The 23900-nt window shown below is 41.2% G+C and carries 22 protein-coding genes and 1 pseudogene; 5 read left to right on the top strand and 18 right to left on the bottom strand.

Features of this window, described 5'->3' with window-relative positions:
- Position 1: 1 nt before the first annotated feature.
- From RQP52_RS35085 to RQP52_RS35070, 4 genes are read right to left on the bottom strand one after another with little or no spacing between them, the layout of a single operon-like run.
- Entirely contained in the window at positions 2-574 is a 573-nt protein-coding gene (locus RQP52_RS35085) for a sulfurtransferase TusA family protein (protein WP_315956089.1), read from the bottom strand.
- Positions 575-602: 28 nt separating this feature from the next.
- Positions 603-917 carry a rhodanese-like domain-containing protein gene (locus RQP52_RS35080; protein ID WP_315956088.1) on the bottom strand — a complete coding sequence of 105 codons (315 nt, stop codon included), beginning with the start codon at positions 915-917 and terminating at the stop codon, positions 603-605.
- Positions 918-944: 27 nt separating this feature from the next.
- Entirely contained in the window at positions 945-2093 is a 1149-nt protein-coding gene (locus RQP52_RS35075) for an MBL fold metallo-hydrolase (protein ID WP_315956087.1), read from the bottom strand.
- Between the two features lie 13 nt (positions 2094-2106).
- Positions 2107-2886, bottom strand: coding sequence for a sulfite exporter TauE/SafE family protein (locus RQP52_RS35070; protein WP_315956086.1), 780 nt, complete (start codon positions 2884-2886; stop codon positions 2107-2109).
- Positions 2887-3845: 959 nt separating this feature from the next.
- Here RQP52_RS35070 and RQP52_RS35065 point away from each other — a divergent pair.
- From RQP52_RS35065 to RQP52_RS35055, 3 genes are all read left to right on the top strand, one after another.
- The gene (locus RQP52_RS35065) at positions 3846-4562 is read left to right on the top strand and encodes a VIT1/CCC1 transporter family protein (RefSeq protein WP_315956085.1); all 717 of its coding nucleotides are present in this window, start codon (positions 3846-3848) and stop codon (positions 4560-4562) included.
- Positions 4563-5368: 806 nt separating this feature from the next.
- Complete coding sequence (locus RQP52_RS35060) at positions 5369-5875, top strand: hypothetical protein (RefSeq protein ID WP_315956084.1); 507 nt, start codon at positions 5369-5371, stop codon at positions 5873-5875.
- Positions 5876-7385: 1510 nt separating this feature from the next.
- Positions 7386-7748 carry a YmaF family protein gene (locus tag RQP52_RS35055; protein ID WP_315956083.1) on the top strand — a complete coding sequence of 121 codons (363 nt, stop codon included), beginning with the start codon at positions 7386-7388 and terminating at the stop codon, positions 7746-7748.
- Between the two features lie 823 nt (positions 7749-8571).
- Here RQP52_RS35055 and RQP52_RS35050 read toward each other — a convergent pair.
- From RQP52_RS35050 to RQP52_RS35035, 5 genes are all read right to left on the bottom strand, one after another.
- Complete coding sequence (locus tag RQP52_RS35050; protein ID WP_315956082.1) at positions 8572-8802, bottom strand: hypothetical protein; 231 nt, start codon at positions 8800-8802, stop codon at positions 8572-8574.
- 411 nt (positions 8803-9213) lie between these two features.
- On the bottom strand, positions 9214-9582 hold the full coding sequence (locus RQP52_RS35045; RefSeq protein WP_315956081.1) for a hypothetical protein: 369 nt from the start codon (positions 9580-9582) through the stop codon (positions 9214-9216).
- 157 nt (positions 9583-9739) lie between these two features.
- A complete protein-coding gene (locus RQP52_RS35040; protein ID WP_315956080.1) occupies positions 9740-10174 on the bottom strand; it encodes a hypothetical protein in 435 nt (144 codons plus the stop codon).
- Positions 10175-10283: 109 nt separating this feature from the next.
- Positions 10284-10391, bottom strand: a complete 108-nt coding sequence (locus tag RQP52_RS36585) for a hypothetical protein (protein ID WP_379174928.1) — start codon at positions 10389-10391, stop codon at positions 10284-10286.
- A 4-nt stretch (positions 10392-10395) separates the two neighbouring features.
- Positions 10396-10764 carry a VanZ family protein gene (locus RQP52_RS35035; RefSeq protein WP_315956079.1) on the bottom strand — a complete coding sequence of 123 codons (369 nt, stop codon included), beginning with the start codon at positions 10762-10764 and terminating at the stop codon, positions 10396-10398.
- A gap of 280 nt (positions 10765-11044) precedes the next feature.
- Here RQP52_RS35035 and RQP52_RS35030 point away from each other — a divergent pair.
- Both RQP52_RS35030 and gpmA read left to right on the top strand, forming a co-directional pair.
- A pseudogene (locus tag RQP52_RS35030) lies at positions 11045-12251 on the top strand (IS110 family RNA-guided transposase).
- 501 nt (positions 12252-12752) lie between these two features.
- Positions 12753-13526, top strand: a complete 774-nt coding sequence (gene gpmA, locus RQP52_RS35025) for a 2,3-diphosphoglycerate-dependent phosphoglycerate mutase (protein ID WP_315956078.1) — start codon at positions 12753-12755, stop codon at positions 13524-13526.
- Between the two features lie 244 nt (positions 13527-13770).
- On the opposite strand, the gene RQP52_RS35020 is transcribed toward gpmA, so the two are convergent.
- From RQP52_RS35020 to RQP52_RS34980, 9 genes are all read right to left on the bottom strand, one after another.
- On the bottom strand, positions 13771-14091 hold the full coding sequence (locus RQP52_RS35020) for a hypothetical protein (protein WP_315956077.1): 321 nt from the start codon (positions 14089-14091) through the stop codon (positions 13771-13773).
- Between the two features lie 635 nt (positions 14092-14726).
- Positions 14727-15068: a hypothetical protein gene (locus RQP52_RS35015; RefSeq protein ID WP_315956076.1), complete on the bottom strand. Its 342-nt coding sequence runs from the start codon at positions 15066-15068 to the stop codon at positions 14727-14729.
- A 510-nt stretch (positions 15069-15578) separates the two neighbouring features.
- Positions 15579-15815 (bottom strand): hypothetical protein, encoded by a 237-nt coding sequence (locus RQP52_RS35010; protein WP_315956075.1) that lies wholly within the window; start codon positions 15813-15815, stop codon positions 15579-15581.
- 640 nt (positions 15816-16455) lie between these two features.
- Positions 16456-17235, bottom strand: coding sequence for an SDR family NAD(P)-dependent oxidoreductase (locus RQP52_RS35005; RefSeq protein ID WP_315956074.1), 780 nt, complete (start codon positions 17233-17235; stop codon positions 16456-16458).
- Between the two features lie 12 nt (positions 17236-17247).
- Positions 17248-18012, bottom strand: a complete 765-nt coding sequence (locus tag RQP52_RS35000) for a PIG-L deacetylase family protein (RefSeq protein WP_315956073.1) — start codon at positions 18010-18012, stop codon at positions 17248-17250.
- A gap of 18 nt (positions 18013-18030) precedes the next feature.
- On the bottom strand, positions 18031-19020 hold the full coding sequence (locus RQP52_RS34995; RefSeq protein ID WP_315956072.1) for an N-acetylglucosamine kinase: 990 nt from the start codon (positions 19018-19020) through the stop codon (positions 18031-18033).
- Entirely contained in the window at positions 19017-20528 is a 1512-nt protein-coding gene (gene argH / locus RQP52_RS34990; protein WP_315956071.1) for an argininosuccinate lyase, read from the bottom strand. The genes RQP52_RS34995 and argH overlap by 4 nt, the downstream gene beginning before the upstream one ends.
- A gap of 21 nt (positions 20529-20549) precedes the next feature.
- Positions 20550-21299, bottom strand: coding sequence for a creatininase family protein (locus tag RQP52_RS34985; RefSeq protein WP_315956070.1), 750 nt, complete (start codon positions 21297-21299; stop codon positions 20550-20552).
- Positions 21300-21384: 85 nt separating this feature from the next.
- Positions 21385-23883, bottom strand: a complete 2499-nt coding sequence (locus RQP52_RS34980; protein ID WP_315956101.1) for an NEW3 domain-containing protein — start codon at positions 23881-23883, stop codon at positions 21385-21387.
- Positions 23884-23900 lie beyond the last annotated feature (17 nt).

Genomic DNA, 23900 nt, shown 5'->3' with positions numbered 1-23900 from the left:
TTTAATCTTGCTCTTGATCATAACTCCACTCAGTCATACCAGGAGTTACATTTTTAACATTCTGGAATCCCTTGTCTGATAGGATTTGGCAGGCCATATCACTTCTATTTCCGGTACGACATACAACATAATAGGCTTTGCTCGGATCAAGCCCGTTTAATTTTTCTTCAAACTGACCTAAAGGAATTGAAATGGCTCCTGGGATACGTCCAAACGCATATTCAGCGGGTTCCCGCACATCAATGATTTGGATTGCTTCTCCTGAAGAAATTTTTGTGTGAACTTCTTCATTTGTAGCAGTATGCGGGTATTTTTTTTCTGCTTTCGTATCCGCTAGTTCAGCTTTGCGAATAAATTGGTGAAACACGCCGTTTTCTTCTTTTAACCCTAGGTACTGATGTCCTGTACGGCTGGACCAACTCTTAAGGTCGGCAATCGATCCTTTATCTGTTGCACGCACTTCCAATACTTCGCCTGCGTTCATTTCATCCATCGCCTTTTTAGTTCTAACTACGGGCAGCGGACAGGCAAGCCCTTCACATTCTAACAGGCGATTCACTTGTAGCGTTGTCATGATCATAACCTCCGTTTATATAAAATGCTTATTTACCGTAAGCTATTTCCCCAGTCCACTTCGACATGCCGCCTGGCATATTGAGCACGTTATAGCCCATTGAAGAGAGGAAATCACACGCTTGCCCACTTCGGTTACCGCTACGGCAGACGACGACCGTTTCTTGCTTCTTGTCGATTTCGTTTAGCGCTCTTGCGATTTGCCCTAACGGAATATGTTTGGCACCTGGAATGTGACCGGACTCCCACTCATCATGTTCCCGCACATCAAGAATAACTACATTTTCTTTCCTGTTGATTCTTCCTAAAACTTCTTCCGGGAGCTGCTCTTTATACATCGCCATTGTTCCTCCTCTATAATGATTTACTTTTTAAGCATCATGAACTGCACAACGGTTGGGTCCAATCTCCATCTCTCTTTGTTCCTCGTTAGTTGGCGTAATCTTGCCCATATTGGTCTGCCGTATTTCTTGGTAAGCATTAGGCTGTGGCGGTAAATTCTCTGTAACAGTCCGACGGAATGCCGATTCATCTTCTATATTCAATCCTGGATTTGCCTTATACAGATCACCGAGACGTCCAGATACCTTGCCTCCTTCGCCTAGCTCTGTTACCTTGCCAAAATGGGCAGGAAGCACGATTAAGTCATTTGACAACTGCTTATAGCGTTCATACAACGTTGTTCTAAGATCTGTTACCCAATCCACCGCTTTACCCGCCAAGTCAGGGCGACCAATTGACTTTACAAATAAAATGTCACCAGACAGTAAGAATTGATTATCAACGATTAAAGATGTGCTTCCGATCGTATGCCCCGGGGAATAAATAGGCTGTATTTTAATTTCGGTATCGCCCACGACAAGACTGTTTCCTTCTTCAAGCCCCTCAAAGTGAAACACCACTTCATCTGCATCTTTGGGCGGCAACCAATACGTACCTCCTGTTTTTTCAGCTAATTGCCGCCCCCCAGATATGTGGTCAGCGTGAAGATGCGTATCGATCGTATGTTTAATTTTTACGTTTTTATCTTTTGCAAAGTTTTCAAAAACTTCTGTCATCCGAACGCCGTCAATGACGGCAGCTTCACCGTTCGAGATCACCATGTAGGATAAGCAACCTTTACCAATACGGACAAATTGAAAAATTTCTCCTCCATCTTTCAAATCACCGATTTTAACGAGTTCCAAATGTTCACTCCAGGATTTCATGCCTCCAACCAGGTAAGAAATATGTTGTTTACCTTGTTCGATCAATTGTTCCGCAACAAATTTCGATGAGTTTTCTTTGGCACAAACGACCAAGATTTCCTTATCATCTGGAATTTGATCTAACACAGCCTCTACCCCGTCGATCAAATCAAAATATGGCGTGTTATATACATGAACATTTTTACCTTCGATCTTCCAATCATTAAAGTCGCTTTCATTACGTACATCTAAGATAAAAATCGACTCGTTATTTAAAACCTTTTTCGCTAATTCTGCCGCGCTCATCCCTTGCAATTGAACTTGATTCACCATGTTTATATTCCTCCTAAAATAAGATTGAAATCCAAATTTTAACCACAGTTGCTGTTATGAGCAGAGCCAAAATCCATTGAAGCATTTTGGTGTTGATTTTTTTACTTAACTTGGCTCCTATTGGCGAAGCAATTAGGCTAGCAGATACAAGTACGATGGAAGGAATTAATAGCATATGCCCTCCCATTAGCTTACCTGTGGTTGAACCAATGGATGATATAAAAGTAATAGCTAACGACGATGCAATCGCTATTCTTGTCGGAATCTTAAGTACAACGAGCATAACCGGCACGGTAATAAAAGCCCCCGCGGCACCCACAATCCCTGACACGGTTCCAATAATTAACGCGAGACTAACAGCTAAGGGCTTGTTAAACGTAACTTTGCTAACATCCTGTGAATCGCTGCCTTCTTTCGGTAAAAACATCATGATTGCTGCAATTAGTGCTAATACCGCATAAACCATATTGATAACTGCGCTTGACAAGGAATTTGAAACAAAGCTTCCCAAAAAGCTGCCAATAATGATGGAAATACCCATGTAGGCAACTAATTGTTTGTGTAAAAGTCCTCCTTTGCGGAAAACAAGCATCCCCAAAAAGCTTGCGAAGAAAACCTGAACCGCACTGATGGCCGATACCTCCTGAGGCGAAAACGCTGCGTAGCCTAATGCCGGAGGGATAAATAGCAGCATCGGGTAGTTGATGATTGATCCGCCGATACCCACCATACCCGAGATAAATGAACCAAGGAAGCCAATCACGAAAATGGTTAATATCCACGTTATATCCATAGACTCCTGCCTTTCTACAATATTTCCTATTTATCATGCTCAAATGACCCAATCCCATATACCCCATAGGGTATATTTTTGAGCAAAAAAAATTGCCATTTCTCAATTTGTTTTTTTGCATAGTCACCCATTGAGCTTGAGTAAGTTTGCAGAAAGAATTAGCTTCATGGAGTGTAATAATAATCTGTGGCATGAACTAGTGCCATTAGTCACCCCACTTTTGATATATACTTATACCCGTAGGGGTATGTTAATACTATAATAATTTTTTTATATTTCGTCAACCCCCATTGCAAATGTGGATATTGTACTTGCAATTCCTGCATTTAGGGTGCATTTCCTTGCTAACCTCGCACAGTGAAATAATTAATCTTATAAATCCACAAACTATAAGCCACACCTAAAAAACAAACCAACTAGGGAACTATTACAGTAAAAAAAGCATCAACAAAAGTTGGTCCGCACTTTCCTTTTTTCTATATAGGACCCATCTACCCAATAACCCAACAGTAATAAAATAGTTAGCCTCTACCACAAATTAAATGCTCCTTCAATAGTAATCTCCACATGACTTCCCAATTTGTTATTAAACCTCTTACGATAATTAGGTTTATGCCGAGCATCTATTAAATTTAGCAGTTCCAATGTTTATCTGAGCCATAATTGGAACAATCGGTTATATCACGGTGAGCCGTATCACAATAGGAGCGATGATAAATAGTCCTTCTACCACGCTATACTGCCCTATAGCTTAATGACAAAAGGAGCAGCAGCCGCGGAAACTGCTCCTCCTGATTCGCTCAACTAACGTTCCTCGTTAACAAAATCTGTCCAATGAAAACCTCTTCATCCACCTTTCCAACGACAGCCAATCAGCCTTAAAAATAAAATTATCCCTTTATTTACATAATAACAAAGCGAGCTTGCAAATGCCTCGAACTAAACGAAGGGAGAAAGTTATGCAACAAAAAGAGAATGTTATGCAAAAAGAGAGGCATGAAGAAAAACACTTTTTGGCTTCAGACCTTATTCGGGATATTGTGATCGGAATGGCGGATGGATTGACCGTCCCATTTGCCCTTGCTGCCGGATTATCCGGAACCATTTCTAACACAAGTCTAGTTGTGATTGCGGGAGTGGCAGAAATCTCGGCAGGATCTATTGCTATGGGACTAGGTGGATATCTTGCTGCGCGTACGGATCAGGAACATTATTTATCCGAATTGGAACGTGAACGAAGAGAAATTATTGAATTACCCGAACGGGAACGGGAAGAGGTAGCAGACATCTTGCGCGAATGGAACCTTCCTGAGCCAACAGTTACCGCTGTAGTAAAAGCGATTAGCGAAGATTCGGAAGTATGGGTTAATTTCATGATGAAACACGAACTGGGACTGGAGGAACCCGAACCTAAAAGAGCTCGAAATAGTTCATTAACGATCGGATTGTCTTACATTGTAGGCGGCATCATTCCTTTATCTCCTTATATTTTCATTCAAAAGCCCCAATCTGCACTGGTCGTTTCTGCTTTTGTCACACTAATTGCTCTTTTTATATTTGGCTTTATTAAGGGAAAATTCACCGGATCCAAACAAATCAAAAGTGCCTGGCAAACAACATTAGTAGGGGGGCTAGCGGCAGGCTTTGCTTTTCTAATAGCTAAACTAATTTCTTAGTTTTACTAAAGGTGCAATCACGGAATGGCATTGCGCTACTCTGCCCGTTAGCGTGGAAAGGCAGCCGATCAATCATGGCCGGCTGCCGCGGTGTCTTTATTCAGCTATCATTCTCCGTTAATGAAACGCGCGTTATCTCAAGCCAATCATTCACAAAGACATTGTGTATGATTCGATTCAAAGGGGGAGTTATTATTCTTCGCCCCTTATTTTCATATACATTCACTCTGCTTATTTTTGTTTTAGGTATTTGCCTATTTCAAAAACCCATTTACGACTCAGCGCTAAGTCAGTCGCGATTGGCTTAGCATATATTTTTCGTTAAAATGTTGGCGAAACCACAATAAGGCTTTGACTAGCCCAGCATTTATTGCAATTTAAAATACCGTCACAAAGATAGCATGAAAAAGCCACCCTCTAGGGAGTGGCTTTTTTTGACACCGCTTGAAATTAGTGAAGTTAGTCACCGCGTACCACATTGTAAACAAGGCAAGAAAAATGAAGATTAATTCTAACAATACAACATGACTGATCACTGCTACACTTCCGTTGGTTTTAGTTTCTTCATATCTCACTTTTTACTACACAAAAAACACAGAGGTTTACCCCTACGGTTAAAACATCCCGATCTATCTCGGATGTGGTCAATAATTTTAGACGAGTGTCGAGTTAAAAGAATTTGTACCGTTTGGAATTTATCACCGCATGCATTCAGTTGAATAATACCAGGGATAATGGCGAGAATGAAAATTATTACGAAATTCTTTGAATGGATCTGAGTCCTTAAAGTATTTAGGAGATGAGGAATGCTAAAGTTGGTTGGAATAATCATTTTTATATTAATAACTGGGTTATTTGTTACATCATATTTTATTTTTTCTAGAAAACTTAAAAAGAAAGAGGAATTTTTTTTGTTTATGATTATCCTCAACGTCATCATTGATGCTACATGGATTATGACTGAAGAGATGAAGTTGATTGTAATATCTCAGAAGATCCCTGAATATATCGCATTTTTGTTATATCGCAGTGTCACAATTCCCTTTGTAGTATTATTTTTTCTCCGCTTGCTCCTTGCTTACCGAACGCCTTTTAGTAAAGTATTAGTTGGCTCGGGATATGTAATTTTGCTCCTTTTGCTTGAATCGTTACTTCTGCATTATAAAATCATTACATATATCAATTGGTTTTTAAGCTACTCGTCTATTTGTTACATTATTTTAATGGTTATTGCATACGTGATGCTTGCTTGGTATCGCCATACTTTTGGACAAAAAAAAGATGGGGTGCTCAATGAATCTGACTCCATATGAACATTTTGATATGAACGAGTGGTTTATCACCATTGCTATAGTTTGTACGTATACTTTCTCGTACTTTCTGCCAAGGAAATTAAAACCAGAAATTAGCTTTCTGCTTTTTTTGTGGGGGTTCACTGTAGCGAAGTTTTGGGATTTTACGATCGGAGGAGGGGTGTTTGACTTTTATGAAGTAAACGATTCGCCTCATTACGACATGTTTGACTTAGTTTCTTACTTTCTTTATTCTCCATTTTCCTATTTCTTTATTTATTTTTATGAATTGTTTGGAATAAAAACGAAAAGTGTCGTATTATACGTAGTTGTTTGGTGTATTTTATCTCTAGGAGTCGAATGGATCAGTGTTGTTTTTAAAATGATCACATACAAGAATGGATATTCAATAATATTTTCAATCCCAATTTATTTATTTACTCTAAGTTTGACTTTACTCTTTTACCGATGTATTAATTTAGGTAAGTTAGTTCTTAAATAAAAGAGAAGTTCTATCCAAAGAAACTACTCCATTGGCAGGAGTGGTTTTGTCTTTATATGCTGATATATATATTGTGGTCAAAATGAACTTTGCACTTAGATACATTACGGTGACCCGTATCACTAATAGACGGTGATATTAAATAGCCATCCCACCACGCTCTACTGCCCGTTAGTTCAATGAATATGTCCAGAATGATTACAATTTCATCACCTCTACCCTCCCCCCGTCGGGAATTGGATAAAGTTCTTGTCATTTGGTTTTGACAAGATAAACACAAAAAGCCGCTATTTAAGCGGCATTTAATGAGACAATGTTCTTGTCACCCGACAAGTCAGTACAACGACAAGAAAATACCCAAGTCCGTCCCTGAAATCATAAAAACCGTAGAAAATCAAGACAAGAAAATACCTGAATCAATTCAACTTGAACCCACTTAATTACTAACAGTCCTTGTAATTATTTACTTCAAGGGACGATATTTTTGATTTTTAAAACTAGGACAAAAAATAATTGTGAAACGTGGAACCCGGACTCGACGCAACCTCTCCGTCGCTTTTGAAGCATTTGAAGACGATCCCCAACCGCCCAATGGTCGGGTTGCCCCTAACACTCCCCCCAGTCGACTTAACCGGCTCCGCATCTGCCTCCGTCTAGGCTAGGTTATGTACTGCTCAGAATTTCTTTTATTGCTTGTCTAGTGTAAGATATCGAAGATACGCTATTTTTAACCGACATCAATCGGATTGTTTCTAAAAAAGATCCCAGATACGTCATATTCTATACATCAAAACTTTATTGTCTACACTTCAAGACTTATTTGTAAACCAATAAGAATTGTATGGTGACAAATTGATTGGTTTTGAAGTGAAACAAACCAGTAAACTCAAGGGTTTGCTGGTTTGTTTCTGAAATAGGAATGACAAAACAAAAAAATCTGAAGAACGTTTATGTTTGCCTAGCACTTATATAGATATACCTTAATAGGATGTTGTGAAGTCAACATCCCAAAAGGAGGCAATGTAAACGATGCAGAAGAAAAAACCTACAATAAAAATAAAAATGAAAATAGCGGCCATAGTGCAGAGGCACGTTCATGAGTTTGAAGGTAGTACGAAACTGGCTGAACGAGGCTCAGACCGCCACAACCATCGCTTTGCAGGTGTTACAGGGCAAGCGATTCGCGTTGGAAATAGTCATGTCCATGAAATTGATCTCACGAAGACCGATTTCTTAAACCATTTTCATAATCTGAAAAGAATTAGAACGGGACCAGCTATTTCAGTAGGGAATGGTAAACATGTACATTTTGTTACAGGCCAAACTACACTAAATGATGGTCATGTTCACCAATTTAACTTCGCTACATTGATTCAAGCACCTCTTGTTTAAGGAACAAATGAATGTGAAGCAAATGGTCAAGTTGATAGATCAAAGCAGCCCGCCATTTGACGTGGAACGGACTGCTTTTTTCTTTATCTAATGCTTTTTACATTTCGAAGAACCAATTCAAGTTTCTCGCTTTATTAGCAGGTTACGGTTCAAGCGCCGCAGCTAGTTTGATTCTTTTTATTCTTTTGGTTATCATCACATCAGCTTTTGTATGGTAATTCCTTAACCAACACAAAGAACAACGAGAAAATGCGGCCGCTAAATAGAATGCGGACCGTTCGTTTCTTCTCGTTGTCTTTTATCATAAAAAAATCACCCATCTTAATCTCAAGATGACCTTTTTAAGGTGAAATATAAGATGAGTGGCTGTGACGGGTTAAAATATAATATTCAAGCTGTAAAATAATGCGTGGGCACATAGTGGGAATTCGTGGTTATTTTTCTGGGTGTTATAAGATGGTACAAATTCACAAGCACCAACATAGCTGCTGCGATGTTAATACCATAACCTGCACAACTCGCACCAACAGCGCGTTTATTTGCTTTTCTGTCAGTTGATTGAACTGGGGCCCGACATGACAAGAAGCCTTATCCATCAATCTTAACACGCCTTAAATGGAAAGTTTTCCAATAATGTTCACTTATCGCAATATCGATTTCTCAACTAGTCATGTTTGTGTCATAAATGTTCTACACTAGAATTGGGAGGGTTTAACCTTAACGCATAAGTTGTGAGTTGTGCTAGTGTTCTCTCTTTAGTGCAAAGGCTTAACTAAAAGTACGATCTAATTAGTAAATACTTATCCTTTGTTTAGAATTCATACTACAGCTTTCCCCGCTTTACCCAAGACCAAATTCGGTAAGAACCAAAAAGTGCAGCTAACAATAAAATAACAAGGTTAAAAAGCCATATTTCCAGTCGATTGACATCTTTTAGCTCTTCTACACTCGTAAACACAAACACTGAGAGACCAAAGATTAAAATATACATAAAGACATTTGGAATGATATAAGCAATTCTTAGTCCCATATTTGGTTTATGTATATCTCTCATCCTCCATTGGCTTATTAATATCATTCCCTTCAATGAGTGCCATTGTACTATAATTTCCCACAAGAATGCTTAACTATACTTACGTTACTCCAACGGAAAACTGCAGCGGTTCTTGTGCCAGCTGCCGTCATTTTATGATTGGACTATAGTTCCTCGTTAGCTCAATGGCGTATCGGTTATGATAATTAATGCTCTAAAAAAAAGCATTCACAATTAATTTTTTCTTTAAGATTCGATATTAAGGTATAAATAAATTTCTCCATTATTTTTCTTAACGACATTGACTGAACCTAAATCTAGATCTCGAAGATCATGACCCCAGATACCGTATTTGCCGTTTGTTTCATTCCTGTTTTTAAGTTTCCCTCTCTCCATCACTGGAATTGTTTTAATGCTGGACGTATCTTCTTCTTACTGATAAATATTATGATATATTTTACTGATCTGATTGATTAAGTCTGATCTTAATAATCTGGAATTATTTATTTCAAATACTTTGGGCTTTTTTAATGGGTAGTCTATGACTATATAGATGCTTTTATAATTTAAAACTACTTCGTTCTTTTTCCTCAATCGTGCAAGTTCATCTTCAGGTGATTCTATACTGATCCAAGAGATTAGTCCATTAGGGAAAGTATCTAAATCCTCTTTATTGGCTTTAACTTCGAATGTAATCTCCTTTAAAAATACTCCTTCATTTTCATCAAGTTCATTAGCCTGGTTGATGTAAGAGCCTCTTATTAGTGATTTGAATTTCTTAATGTAATCTAACATTGTCATAGTACTTACTCCTAATTTTATTGTTCTTATCTATCTCCGAAAGCCCTTTAATAACCTGTGAAGTCTATCTCTTAATTGAACTCTCGTTCGCCGTTAGCTCAACGACGGTCGCCGACTTGCAGCATCCGCGTAGGGGTTGCACTATATTAGATAATCATCAGGCTCGGTTGCTAAAGTCATCCCAATATTGATTACAAATTGTTTTTAAGTCTTCAAGTGAAATTAAATTACGCTCGGGGTCATAAATGTAGATTTCACTTGCTTTAACGTTAAGATATCCAAAGGACTGCCCTTCGTTGATACTGCAAAAAGCCTTTACCTTATCCTCAATTACTTGTGCCTTCAAGATTTCAATATGAAGTTTGTTTAGTTCCTTAAAGTCCCGAATCGTCTCACTCGTGTCAACGTCTTCTAAGTACAACTCAGCAGGATAAATAAGTTTTATAATAATGCCTCGAAATTGTGGCTTAATTAGTTCAGCAAGATACATAATGTCGATGGTACATTCAATGCCGTCAACGGTATTCCTGATGTCTTCTACACCACCATCGTGGAAAATACTGAAAAGCAATTCCTGATTTTCTAGGTTCAAATGCATTCCTCCACATAAGTAATAATAAACCTTTTTCACATATACTTTCATTAACTTTCATGTGCAGCAAGGCTTCCGGTTAATCAAGTATCTTTGGTTGGTGTATGAGCTATCGTTCCCCGTTAGTTGCGATACCCTTAGTCAGTTTATTCTGAAGTGCTCTAGAAATCATATAAACAGCATATCCCATTACACAGCCAACTATATTTAGTAGCACATCATCAATATCCGCTGATCCCAAATAGGTTGCAAATTGAATCAACGATCGGAATTAAATACCCCATAGGAACAAATAAAGCAATATTCGCGATTAGATTGATCGATGAAGGCACCATTCCTACTCGGATGTAAGAATCAATAGATGAAAATATCGTCCTAAAGGGAATCAATTCTAAATTCCAATAAACCATAGCTTTCTGTGCTTTATTACTAGCAACCCTATCGATTACCCTTTTTATATCAACGAAGAATTTTACAATCACAAAGTTAACTAAGCCGAATAAATACAGAATGAAGATATGCTTTGAATTTATTTTACTCATGATAGTTGACGCTTCTTCTCCCTCCAAACTTCCATTCAATTTACTCATCCCATTCTACCATATATTGTAACTATCCTGCCCGTTCGTATTATGAGGTCACCAGATCTTTCTGGTCGACCTCTTTTTTGTAAGGTCGTAAGATAGCAGTAGCCGGGGATCGAACGTTTCTGCCCGTGGGACTTGGATCCCGAGAGCTATTCAGTTCATCCCCCCTACTTGTTCAACCATGGCTAGGCTGGTTGGGACGGTTGATCCCGTATCACATGCGATAGTGTGGAAGACAAGAGGGTTAGGGGTTTCCGGTTAAAATGTTATGGGAGTTGATCAAATGAATCCAGTAATTGGTTTGGATGTGTCCAAGGGAGAAAGCCATGCACAGGCTTTTTTAGATCGTGGAGTACCTCATGGAAAGATTTTTAGGTTTAATCATGATGTTGATGGACTAGCATCTTTTCTGAATTATATAAGAATGGTGGAATCAGCTGCAGGAATACGTCATTCGATTGTGATGGAAGCAACAGGCCATTATCATAGTCCAGTTGTTCAGTTTCTTGATGAGCATCAGTATCTAAATATCGTCATTAATCCTTTAATCTCACATAACGCCAAGAAAACCAATTTGTGACGATTGAAAACGGATGCCGCTGATGCCCTTCTTTTAGGGGCGTTGTTTTATAAAGAAGAGTTTGAACCCTACAAAAAACGGGGTCAGCACCTCATGAAATTACGCTACTTAACTCGCCAATATGAATCATTAACAGGTATGTATGTCCAAGCTAAACTACAATTTCAGGCCATATTGGATCAAGTTTTCCCGGAATATCATGGCGTGTTTGGTGACCTTTATTCAAAAGTTTCCCTTCGACTTCTAGACTTACACCCAACGTCTAGAGAGGTTTTGGAACTGGATGAGAAAGAGATTGCTGCGACTATAGGATACCTTACGGGACGCGGCAAATCGGCTTTATGGTGTCTGGAGCGAGCTCAAATCTTGGTAGCTGCTGCAAAGCGAAATCCCTTTAAACAGACAGCTTTTCCAAGTCATCTAATCTCCATGCAGCTGCTCATCAAATTGCTTCTTCAATACCAGGACCATCTAGCAGACAGACCTTAATAAATCGGTAGAAGCCCTGGCTGAAGAGTTGATTGAGTATGATTTAATCCAATCGATATCCGGTATTGGTACTAAAATTGCTGCAACAATTTTAGCTGAAATTGGGGAAATCGATCGGTTTAATCATGCAAAGAAACTTGTTACCTTTGCTGGTATAGATCCTAGTGTCTTTTCTTCAGGCAAGTTTACAGCAACCATAAATAAAATAACTAAACACGGGTCCAGAAGGCTTCGTACTGCCCTATATCAAGCGGTACGATGTGGTATCCGTAGTAATAGAAACAAAAAACTAAGAGCTTATTATGATAAAAAGCGTGCTGAGGGAAAGCTGTTCAAAGTAGCAATAATTGCTTGTGTGAATAAACTCATCCACTGGATTTTTGCTATTTTGACTACTAAGGAAACATTCCGTTTAGAGTAAACAGTGTATAATGGAAGTATATGGAATGTGTTTCCGTGCTATGTAGGACGGCTCTTTCCTATGCCCTTTTCTCAGTATACCACCGTATGATTCTGCATTTTATAATTAAATATTGACAAGCTATTAGCTGGAATAGTTTAGTATCAATTCTTGACGATTATCCGTAAAGTCACTGCAATGTCCCATCTTTTGTGTCATATACATACAATGTGCCCATATTTGTGTCGTTTGCTCGCGGCACAAATGTCTTACTTTTGTGCCCTTAGATAACTATATTGATTGATGAGCACACCTTCTGAACGTTCGTTCGTAGCCAGGAAACGGCAACAAGAATCATTAATTATAATAGTTCTAATAAAATCTCTCGTATCCACTCGCACTAAATCTTCGGAAGTAGACGCTATTACTATATACTGACCATTTTTATGGTCATTTGCTTTCGCCAAAGCTGACAACTATGATGGAGTTGGGCAACTTATCCTAATACAAGGAGAATTCCGCATGATCAAAGTAGTAATGATCCGCCACGGACAGAGCGAATGGAATCTCGAGAACCGATTTACGGGCTGGACAGACGTGGATTTGTCTCCGAACGGTCTCGAAGAAGCAAGACAAGCCGGAATCATCCTGAGAAAGCAGGGTTACGTTTTCGACGCAGCACATACATCCGTTCTGAAGCGTGCGATTAGGACGATGTGGATCATTCTTCAAGAAATGGATTTGACGTGGATTCCGGAATTCAAAAGCTGGATGCTGAACGAGCGACATTACGGCGCCCTGCAAGGATTGAACAAAGCCGAGACGGCCGAGAAATACGGAGAAGAACAAGTTCACTTGTGGCGCAGGTCCGTCGACGTTCGCCCGCCTGCATTGGATCAAAACGATGCCCGATACGAAGCGTCCGCGCCACGCTACCGGAATTTAAAAGAAGGGGAATTTCCGTTAACGGAAAATCTCGATGATACGGAGTGCAGAGTGTTAAAGTACTGGGAGGAGATAATCGCCCCCGCTCTCTCGTCCGGCAAGCACATTCTCATTGCGGCTCACGGCAATACGTTACGGGCGTTGGTGAAGCATCTGGATCGAGTCCCTGCCGACGGGATCGCCGATCTGAACATACCGACCGGCATCCCGCTCGTGTACGAATTGAACGAGCAATTATCGCCGATCCGGCATTATTTCTTGGGCATTGACGGCGAGATGCCGGAAGGAACGATTCCTTCCCATATGCCCCCCACTATTAATGTCGGGCAGTCACCGCTTCCGTCCGAGTGAGAGGCGACTTCGGAGAAGTGGCCTTGATCGCGTCCATTCAGCACGTCGCGATCGACAGCGGCTATAATCAAGGCGCGGAAGATATATAACTTGCCCTTACTTATAGTACGTTTCCCTACGTATAATCTTAATCTATCCCGCCCGTTTAGTTGAGAAAACGGCAGTCCTTATGCGGCTGCCGTTTCTTCGTGTTTATTGAGATATCGTTCTGCGTTAGTTTAGACGATAGCCAAAACGCGTACCTTTACCGAATTAATTCATCCAAACTGAGCCGTTCTACCAGAATGTCTCCATCTTGGAGTTTGAGCACAGCGCGTTCAGATTTATAGTCCCAGCCACTGCTAATGGCGTAATGAATTAACTTAGCACAAATCATTGGTTGGCAAAGATTCGTTGCCAATTGATTTTTTTTCCAAGAGAAGAAATTCAAGAAATATGATGTTTTCGTACTGGATGGATAAATCTTAAAACTAATGCGCTCGTTTTCAGACCTTTGGTCGATTACACAAAGAAATGGATAATCGTCGACTACAATTTTCTTGAATTCCTTTGTAAAAAGCTTCAATAGTATTAATTCTCCTCATTAAAAGTTACATATCCAATTTGGTTGGACTAAGCTGACTGGCCTGCTGTCGTTATCTCGTTTTGGAACTAAGCTCTCCCATTATTTCAACGATAACAGCTTGTTTTCTGAATGTTTGAAACTTAATAACGCACCTTTCTCCCTAGGTTTCCAACCTTGTATGATTGCCTCCGAAATAATTAAAGCTATTTCAGCAGGCATCACGATTTTATTATTGAGTGATTCAACATTCGGAAACTCCACCCAGAATTCGTAGATGTCTGACTCTATATCAACTCGGAGCAATTGCCCTTTCACTTCATCATGCTGAACGGTTAACGTAATAATACCTCTTGCTGATGGAGTGATTACCCATCTGAATGGCTCTTGCCCGACAATAATCTTTCTTGACCCTTTTTGCTAATTGTCATTACTTCAACTCCAAATTTTAGTCCCGCTCATTTTAACACATATTGGAACTAAACTGCCCGTTACTTGAATGAAAACAGGGAGCAGCTTGTCACGGCAGTTTGCTCCCTGTTTATTATGCTGTCGTTCTTCTTTAGCTCAACTTAGACTGCCTCGGACCAATTTCTCCTTCTCTATGCTTGCACATCCTTCATTCCAACCGGTACGGTTTATATCATCTCTTTAACACACCTAATGAATGGAGTTATAGCAAAACAATCCTCTAAATCCTGATTTTCTAATGACCAATATAATATTGTATTTGTATGGATAACTATATCTTTTAATAGTAGCTCTTTCGCTTTTCTCAATAGTGATTCATCAACATCCGTCTTTTCAATAGCATCATTGATCGAACCAATAATTATGATCATCAAAGCAAATTTTTCCTCTTCATTAAGACTTGAGCTTTCATAAAAGGAAAGAAATTCATTTATTCTTGTATCATCTGCCACTTCGTATTCCCAATCTTGGGTAAATGGCCCTGGTTCAGGTAAACTTAACTTTTTCAACAAGACTTTCAATGGCTTCCTTCGTTACGTACTTTGGATAATTATCCAATTACTCTCCTCCTTCTAATATAAATTCGTTTCGATATGAGAACATTCGAGTGAAACGACACCCCATTTTTGGTTCTTAGTACCCTTAGTACCAATAGTTTACTTCACTTTTTGAGCCAATCACCACGCTAAACTGCCCGTTAATGTAATGGAGGCTGCCGTTCATACTGGCAGCCTCCTATTGCTGTGTTTATTGAACAAAAGTTCCTCGTTAGTTTAGTAAGTTACAGGCGTATTGCTTGTCGGCAATCGGACAATGTTCTTGTCACGAATCGGTAATCGGATCAAGTTCTTGTCATCGCCAAATGACAAGAACTTGATCTGATAACTAAAAAAGCCCGCGGTTTATGCGGACCTCATTCGGACAATGTTCTTGACAACCGACATGTCAAAACACCATATGCCATTTCTTTTCTGAAAAAAAATAATAAGTTGTTTTTTTACTCTGTAGCGGTTTTGTTGTTAAAAAATATCTATGAAAATGGGGTCTCCTGTTTCGTCTTCATAACCAATGACAAGCCATGATTGCAGCCAATCTCCATCACCATTACCAGTAAGGGACTGTCCGTTTGTATCAATGCAATATCCAATTTGTGCTTTTTCTAATTCGTCAGATGAAAATAAAGTCACTGTTCGGTAACCGACAGAAACCTCTTTAAATGGAAATGAGTTAACCATATCCAATATATCGTTTCTCAAATGTACAACCCCTTTTTATATTCTTTCTAAATATATCAGAAGTAATAAATTCTTTTGTCTATTTAGGAATCCTGCCCTTTTGCTTAACGAAAACAAGGAACATCTGCCGCGTGGCGTGCTGCTCCCTACCTTTTCCGCTTTCGTTATCCATTAGCGGAAGTAACGACCGACTTCATGATCTGTGACTCGGCTAACGCTGACAGACTTTGTATGGCTGGATTCGAAGCCTTTTGGAGAATGCTTTTTTGAAATTTATAATAAGTTAATGACTGTCTAGTTATACATTGAAGAAGGGAATTGAAATGACACCATTATGAATAAAACTACCATTTCACTTTTAGTTAAGAGTCGGAAGGCCCAAGAAGAAATCCAGAAACAAATGGTATCTCCATCAATGAAAAAGTCGTTCAGTTCACCAATCTAGGGAAGACATTCATAAAAATGCGCCATGAAAGGATTGGTCCCTTCGTGGAGCTAGAGGCCGTGATGCTTGGGATAAACTTATATCCCCATTGAAGTGCTCGAACGTGACGATTGAAACGAAATTTTGTCCTATCGGAGAGGCTGTGTAAACCATTAAGCTAGCCCTAAGTAACTAAAGTGCCAGTCGAAGTAGTACCACTGACAGAACTTGATGTTTCTAACCTCTCAGTTGAATCTCATAATCTGTAACAATCTTTCCATCGTACTGAATAATTTGACCATTTTGATTCTTATCAGACAGGATAATGTCGGTACTTATCTGCCCAGCGGCTTCGGGAGACTTGACGAATCCGCCGTGCGCACCAGCTTCCATGCCGTTCAAGTCGGTTGCGACTGCGCCAGGCATGATGCCGAAAATCTGGCGATGGCTGCCCATTTTTTCAAACTCGTAAGCGTAAGTCAGTGTCATCACGTTGAGTGCTGCTTTGCTCGTAATGTAAGCGAGCGGGTGCCAAAAGTCGGTCGGCGAAATCGGAACGGTGATATTGACGATTTTCGCGTTGTCTGTCAGAGATGACAGCAGACTTTTGATGAGCTCATGTGTGCCGAGAAAATTCGTTTCCATCGTCGTACGTAAATCCTCAGTTGTATAGTCAAATGTGCGCTTTACGAGGTCGAGCGCCGCGCGCCCAGGCTTGACACTATCAGGAATTCCAGCATTATTGACCAAAATATCGAGCGAATTAACCATTTTAGCCGCTGCGTGCAAGCTGTCAAGATTATTCAAATCAATCTTGATGAACGTTGCTGATATGCCTTCTGCGGCAAGTTTTTCGACTGCTGCCTGCCCACGGGCTTCATCACGCGCTCCAACGAGAATGTCATAGCCACGCTTACCAAGACTTCGAGCGATTTCGAAACCGATTCCTTTATTTGCTCCAGTGACGAGTGCTTTCATAGTGAGCTCCTTTTCGTTTTTTGCTTGATTGATATGCATTTAATAATCCTTTTAAAAGCTAGATTTATCAAATAAATCGATAATCATTAATTTGTTTGAGAACTTTTCTGCCGTCAGGTCGACCTGATTACCGTTGGCACGTATTAAGGTGTAGTATTCATAAGGCCCAATAACCGAAAAATCGTTCTGCATCACACCCGGGTAGGCCCGGTTTACCGAGTAGATTTGGCTCTTATAAGATTGCAGTGCCTGCCCCTTCAATGATCTGAATTCACTGATATCTACTTTTCCTGTAATGATGCATGTACTCAGTGGTCCTACATCCTTGCAATGATCATAATAGTGAGGAACGGATATATAATAAAATTTGGGCAGCTGATCTGGGGGATAATAGGCCTCCGATAAGATTACGGCCTTTTTTGATGCGTGTGAAACGGCAATATGATCCGGATGTCCGGTGACCCCGTCGAGCGGAAACGATAAGATTACATCTGGCTTTAAAGCAATAATCGTTTGACTAATTCGCTCGGCCAGTATATCCGGATCTTGATCCTTGAGAGTCCCGTCTGGATATCTATATAAAATTAAATCGGTAACGCCAAGTATGGAGCATGCCTTCCGTAATTCTTCCTCGCGGTGCAATGCTAACTGTTCTCGCGAGCTAAATTGAAATTCACCGGACTTCCCTTTACAGCCCGAAGTGACGCATATTAAAAACACCTCGTGCCCCTGGTTATGGGCTTTAGCCATGGTTCCTCCGGCTGCAAAGGATTCGTCATCAGGATGAGCAAACACGAATAATAATTTCTTACTCACATCATTCAACTCCTTCCTTCAATTCAATTCGCTGATCGAAGACTTTAGATAAACTAGCCCCATCGAAATAATGCTGTTTATCGGTTCCCCCTGCATGTCAACAATTTGAGCTTGGGGTGCATATTCCTCGATTTGGGAAATCAACTGTTTCCGAACGAGGCTAATATTACGCAGAACGCCGCCCTGCAGGATTAGCTTAAACGGTTTATCCGTTAGCATTAATTGCTGAATGATAGCACGTACACTCACAAACAATTCCTCGCTGGCTGCGGATAAAATGCGTTTAGCCTCATGATCACCGGCTATCGCCGCTAAACTAACCAACTGAGATAATTCTCCTAATTTATCCACGGAGTAGTCCGCACTATAGACCCAATTGAACAGTTCTTCCACATGGTTAAAACCCATATGCGGCAGCACCCATTCTTGTAGTTTAGTTGCTTCGCCCCGACCATCATTCATCCGAAGGATTGCTGTCACGGCCTGTTTGCCGATCCAATAGCCGCTTCCTTCGTCCCCTACCCGATGCCCCCATCCGCCAGTCCTACCCGTTTGACCGAACTCGTTGATACCAAATACGATCGAGCCTGTACCTGCAATGACAAGCACTCCGGGCTGGCCTTCGGTTGCGCCTAATAATGCGGCTAATCCGTCATTATGAACCAATAAGTGCCCTACTTGGATAGTCAGAAGGGAGAGGGTTTCCTGCACCATTTCCATAATCACTTTCCTGTCATATTCCGTATCCAAGCCGGCGATTCCAAAAACAGCGCAGTCGATCTCGATTGAAGGGAGTAATGCGAGATCCTCGCTTATACCAAGATCCAGTATCGCCTCGCGAATACCATGAGCGATTTCCCGCACCGCCTTTTTCTTGCCAACCCCTTGATAATTACATGGACCTGCTTTTCCTTGTCCTAAAACGTTTCCTTCCCTATCCGTGAGAACGACAATGCTTTTGGTACCTCCTCCATCAAAAGCAAGTAGTGGAACTCTTAATTTCTTCATAAGGCTTCACTCCATTGAAGAATGACTTCATCTAGATGCTGAATGGCACACCGGCTCTTCTCCCGCGCCTCTTGCAGCCATTGAAAATGTGACGAGTATTGAAGCCTGCGGTCATTTATGATTCTTTTCATTTCTTTAGGATTTGGGCCTCCCGGCAACGTACGGATGTCCACAAAATGAACGGGATCCATCGCTCTGCGCAAGTCTTCCTCATTCAGGGACACAACCCGCCCAATGATTTGTCTTGCAGCGTCATTCACCAATTGAAGCGTGATTTGATTCGCGTTTAAACCATTAGCAAGCGCTTTTTTCACCACATCGCTGACAATATGATGGGCTTTTCTGAATGACAGCGCATCCGATCTTACTAATGTATCCGCCAGCTCGGTGACTGTTGCGAAGCTTCCTTCCGTCCTCTGGCGAAGCACTTCCTTGTTGACCTCCATTGTGCCCATAACGGCGGCTAACAATCTATACATTTTATCCAATATATCTAAACTTTTCCAAGCATACGGCTGCATATCATCCTCGGTATCTACAATATCTCCGAAAGGCGTGTTATGAATCATGGAAAGAATCGTATTCGTATTACCGACACAGCTCGACAATAACGCCCGCATATGTTCGAGTGAGACGGGGTTGCGTTTCTGTGGCATGATGGAGCTGATTTGTACGTAAGGAGCTCCTACCTTAAGCACCGCAAACTCTTGCGTACACCACAAGAGAAGATCTTGCACAACCCGCCCTAAATTAATAGCCGCCAGCTGAATGGCTGTCGCGATTTCTCCTAAGTAATCAGCTCCGCCTATTGCATCGTATGAATTTTCGATAAGTTCATCAAAAGCAAGCAGTTCCATCATACGTTCCCGGCTGATAGCAAATCCTGATGTCGTCAATGCCGCTGCTCCCATACTGCTTCGGTTACAGTTGGCATAAGCCGCCTTCATGCGTCGAATATCACGATTTAAGGAATCGATAACAGCCGTCATGTAATGAGCGAGAGTCGTTGGCTGAGCCTGCTGCGTATGTGTATAGCCAATCATCACTGTGCCCAAATGTTCCTCTGCAAAATCCAGTAAATGGTCCTTCAACAGAAGTGCAGACGACAGTGTTACCGCTAATTTCTCTCTGAGCACCATTCGATAGATCGCAATTCCCATATCATTGCGGCTTCTCGCAAGATGCAAATTTCCAGCAATATCCCCAGCATGTACCAGCAGCTGATGCTCGACCTGAAAAAATAAATCTTCGAACTCTCCGGTATAGGTGCTACGTCGCAAAGCCTCCGTATCAAGACTCTGAATGGCTTTAGCTATTTGTTTGGTTTCTTCTTCCGTGATCAGTTTTTGCTCACTTAGCATGATCAGATGTGCTTTATTGATTGCCATCATGGGGCTAAGCAGATTTTCTTTGGCTTCATTGAAAGCTGGCTCCAGTACAACCTCCGTATACGTTTTTCCCGGAAAAGAAGATCCTTCCGATTGCAGCAATTGTTCACGATATCTCATTATGCAATTCGTCCTTTCCTATCATTGTTTTGCTCTCATCTCAAGCCAATTCGCGATTAATTGATTCATATTCCGGACGGCTTCTTCCACGATCGTATCCCCAGCTTCATAGGAAGTTTGCCTAATTTTACCTGTATATCCATCCCATCCTTGGGGTGTGCCCTCCACTAAAACATAGGGTATTGAAATTAAAGGTGAATATGAATCTAATTCCAAATCTGAATCCTGTACGGAAACCAAGTCCGGTCGAAAAGCCTTAACGGCAGACATTTCGTATGGACCCCCATGGCCTCTGCCCGCAGTCCCTTGAAATAACCCCATTTGCTCAGGAAAGCCAGTCTCAACCATTTGCCACCAGTTGATTAACAAGAAGCTCGCGTCTTGATAGATACCGGTGATGGATTCGGCTACGGTCCTGGAAGGACCCATATTGCCATCGTGAGCATTGAGTAAGACGATATTTCGAATGCCCAACTGACAAATTCCGTCTACGATGTCTGATAAGTAATCAATAAAAACAGAGGGGCGGACCGAAACCGTACCAGAATAATCTTTGGTTTTGCCTGGACAAGGCGTATATGATATTACAGGATAGATTAAGGGCTTAAGAGCAAAATCTACCTTTTGTGCAAAGCCCTCAGCCAAGATAACATCCGTACCCAACGGTGAATGTGGTCCATGATATTCTAAAGAACCCAGTGGAACCACAGCAAATTGCGCTGTATTCTTAACTTCATCTATCTCTCGCCCATGAACATTCATTACATTCATATTCCCTGAACAACCTCCAAATCATGATACATATGGAGGACACTGATCGTGACCTCCATATGTAATTGGTTAGCTCATTGCTATATTACTGTTTTTGGCTAATCATATTAACGAACACACGAATTGCGCCCGGAACCAAATTTGGAATTTCACGATACCAAACCAGTGAGCTGTAGGTGTAAACACCTTTTCCGTAAGGAGCTGATAAGAAAGTACCTGTGAATTCTTTTTCACCCGGATCTCCGTTAGAAATCAACTCCGTGTACGCATTACCCCATTCTGCAGGATTATAAGCGGAACGGTCCTGAATCCACGAATCCCAATCTGCACTTGTAATCTTATTTGGGTAATTGAAGATCGGGTGATCCGGGGCCAGCATCGTAACCTTGGAATTTTCATCGGTTACCCGCCATTTAATTAGCGGCTCACCAATCTTAATCGGATAAGGCGCAAGCTCAGGCTTCCATTTATCTTCGGGCTTGTGATATTGAACCACAAGGTTTCCGCCGTTCTTCACATAATCCAACAGACGTTGATTACTCGGAATCAGCTCCGGACGGAAAGCATATGCACGAATGCCAAGAACAATCGTGTCATACTGCGAGAGATCGCCGAATTGGATAGCCTTGTCATCCAACTTCACAACATTAACACCTACTTGACGCAAATATTCATCTATGTTGTCAAAACCACTTGATACATATCCAACTTTTAAGTTTTGTGGAACAACCAAATCAAACGCTTGAATTTTCAGTTCGGCAGGCTGAATTAAATACGTTGTACCGATATGCGGATATGAAATCACTTGAACGCCTTCATTGCTTTGAACATTTTCATTCTTAGCTACCGCCGTAATTGAGTACTTACCTGTGGCCACTTTGGAGGAGCCTTTGACCGTGAAGGATACGGATTTTGTTTCGCCTTTAGTAGCAAAACTTATATCTTCTACAGACGGCTCAGTCGTCCAGCCCTCCGGCAAGTTCAAAGAAATAGATGCCTTGGAAGCTCCTGGCGTATAGTTACGTACTGTAACTTTAACCGGAATCGCCTCATCCGATTTCAATGTATTAAATACAGTTGCACTAGGGCTAAGAGACATCGCATACGCTGGAAGAACGGCAACCGCATTTTGCGGAACTGCTCTAACCGTACTTGATGTATCAAACGCCTTGTATGTAACATCAGCCGTTAGATTCGGTGCGGCATAAGGCTTGAACTCAGCAGCATCCTTAGGTACGGTCACATTGTACGTAACGGAAACCGTTTGGTTCCTGCCAATCGAATCGAATGTAACCGGCCCTGCGGCCTTCGCTTCCCACCCTTGCGGAACATTCAAGTTTAATTGAATGCTTTTCAGGTCCACATCGCCACCGTTGAAAGCAGAAACCACGACCTTGGCCGTTTGCCCCGCTACTAACTCTCCCGTTTCTGGTTTCACTTTAACAACCAACGAAGTGGCTTCCATGCTAGCTTTGTTCAATTGTGCGTCTTTCACATTCAATCGATAGAACAAATCATCCTTCACGGCTTGATCAAGACTGGAAGACTTCACATCTGCTAAGGCGTTTTGGACATCCTTTTTCATTTCGTGAACTTCCCGGGCCACTTCCGTAAAGTTTGGATACGCCTTAATAACCTCTTCACTGTCTTTTTGCAGCAGCTGTAAGTCCTTCGTTATTTTATTATCTTTGCCTTTGGTTTCAACCTCTTTAGCCAGGTCGGCAAAAGTGAAGGCAATTCCATCGAAGAAACTTGCTTCCTTATCATTCGTTTTTACCGTACTTGATTCTAGCGTATAGTAATTACCTGAGGGACCTTCATCTACGACTCTGCCCATACCTTGACTCTTATGCATAAAGCGCGATTCCTCACCCAACTGCACATAAGAAGCGCCGTAGATGTTATCATAATCGCCTACTGGAACCATGACGTTATATTTCTTGGCGTCTGCTGGCAAATATAACTTCTTAACCTGCCAAGGCTGCAGACCATTCTTTAGCTGCTCAGGGAATACATTCGGGTCAGCGGCATCTTTGTAAGCCCGAACAGTAAGAACGTTAATCGTTCTATGATGGCCATGCGTCGAATCTTCATTAAGGAATGATGGAATGATGACATCCGGACGATCCTCACGGATCTTACGTATCAAACGTTCGTACGCAACGGACTCTCCCCAATGTTGGAGCGTTTCTTCTACACTTTTAGAAAATCCAAAATCAAAAATCGGATCATTAATTTGTTCACTAAGCATACCTAGTGTTACGTTAGTGATTTTAGAGGCTTCCTGCAGTTCGCGAGTCCTGATGATTCCCAGGGGATTCCCCAGTTCGCTGCCGATTTCATTTTGTCCACCCTCGCCACGGTTTGCAATAACGCTGAACGTATTGACGCCTTTGCCAAGAGATAGATAAGCAAGAACAGCACTGTGCTCGTCATCTGGATGGGCACCGGTATTCATGGCACTTGCAATGGTCGCTAACGGCTTGATCGATTTCCATAGATCTACTACGCCTCGTTCTGCATAAGCAGGACTTGCTATTGCAGGTAAGAGCATACTTCCTGCGATCGCAACGCTCGTTATCATAGATACTAATTTGGGGC

The organism is Paenibacillus violae (assembly GCF_032461945.1).
In the GTDB taxonomy this organism is placed as follows: Bacteria; Bacillota; Bacilli; order Paenibacillales; family NBRC-103111; genus Paenibacillus_E; species Paenibacillus_E violae.
This window is presented reverse-complemented; position numbering and strand designations above follow the sequence as displayed.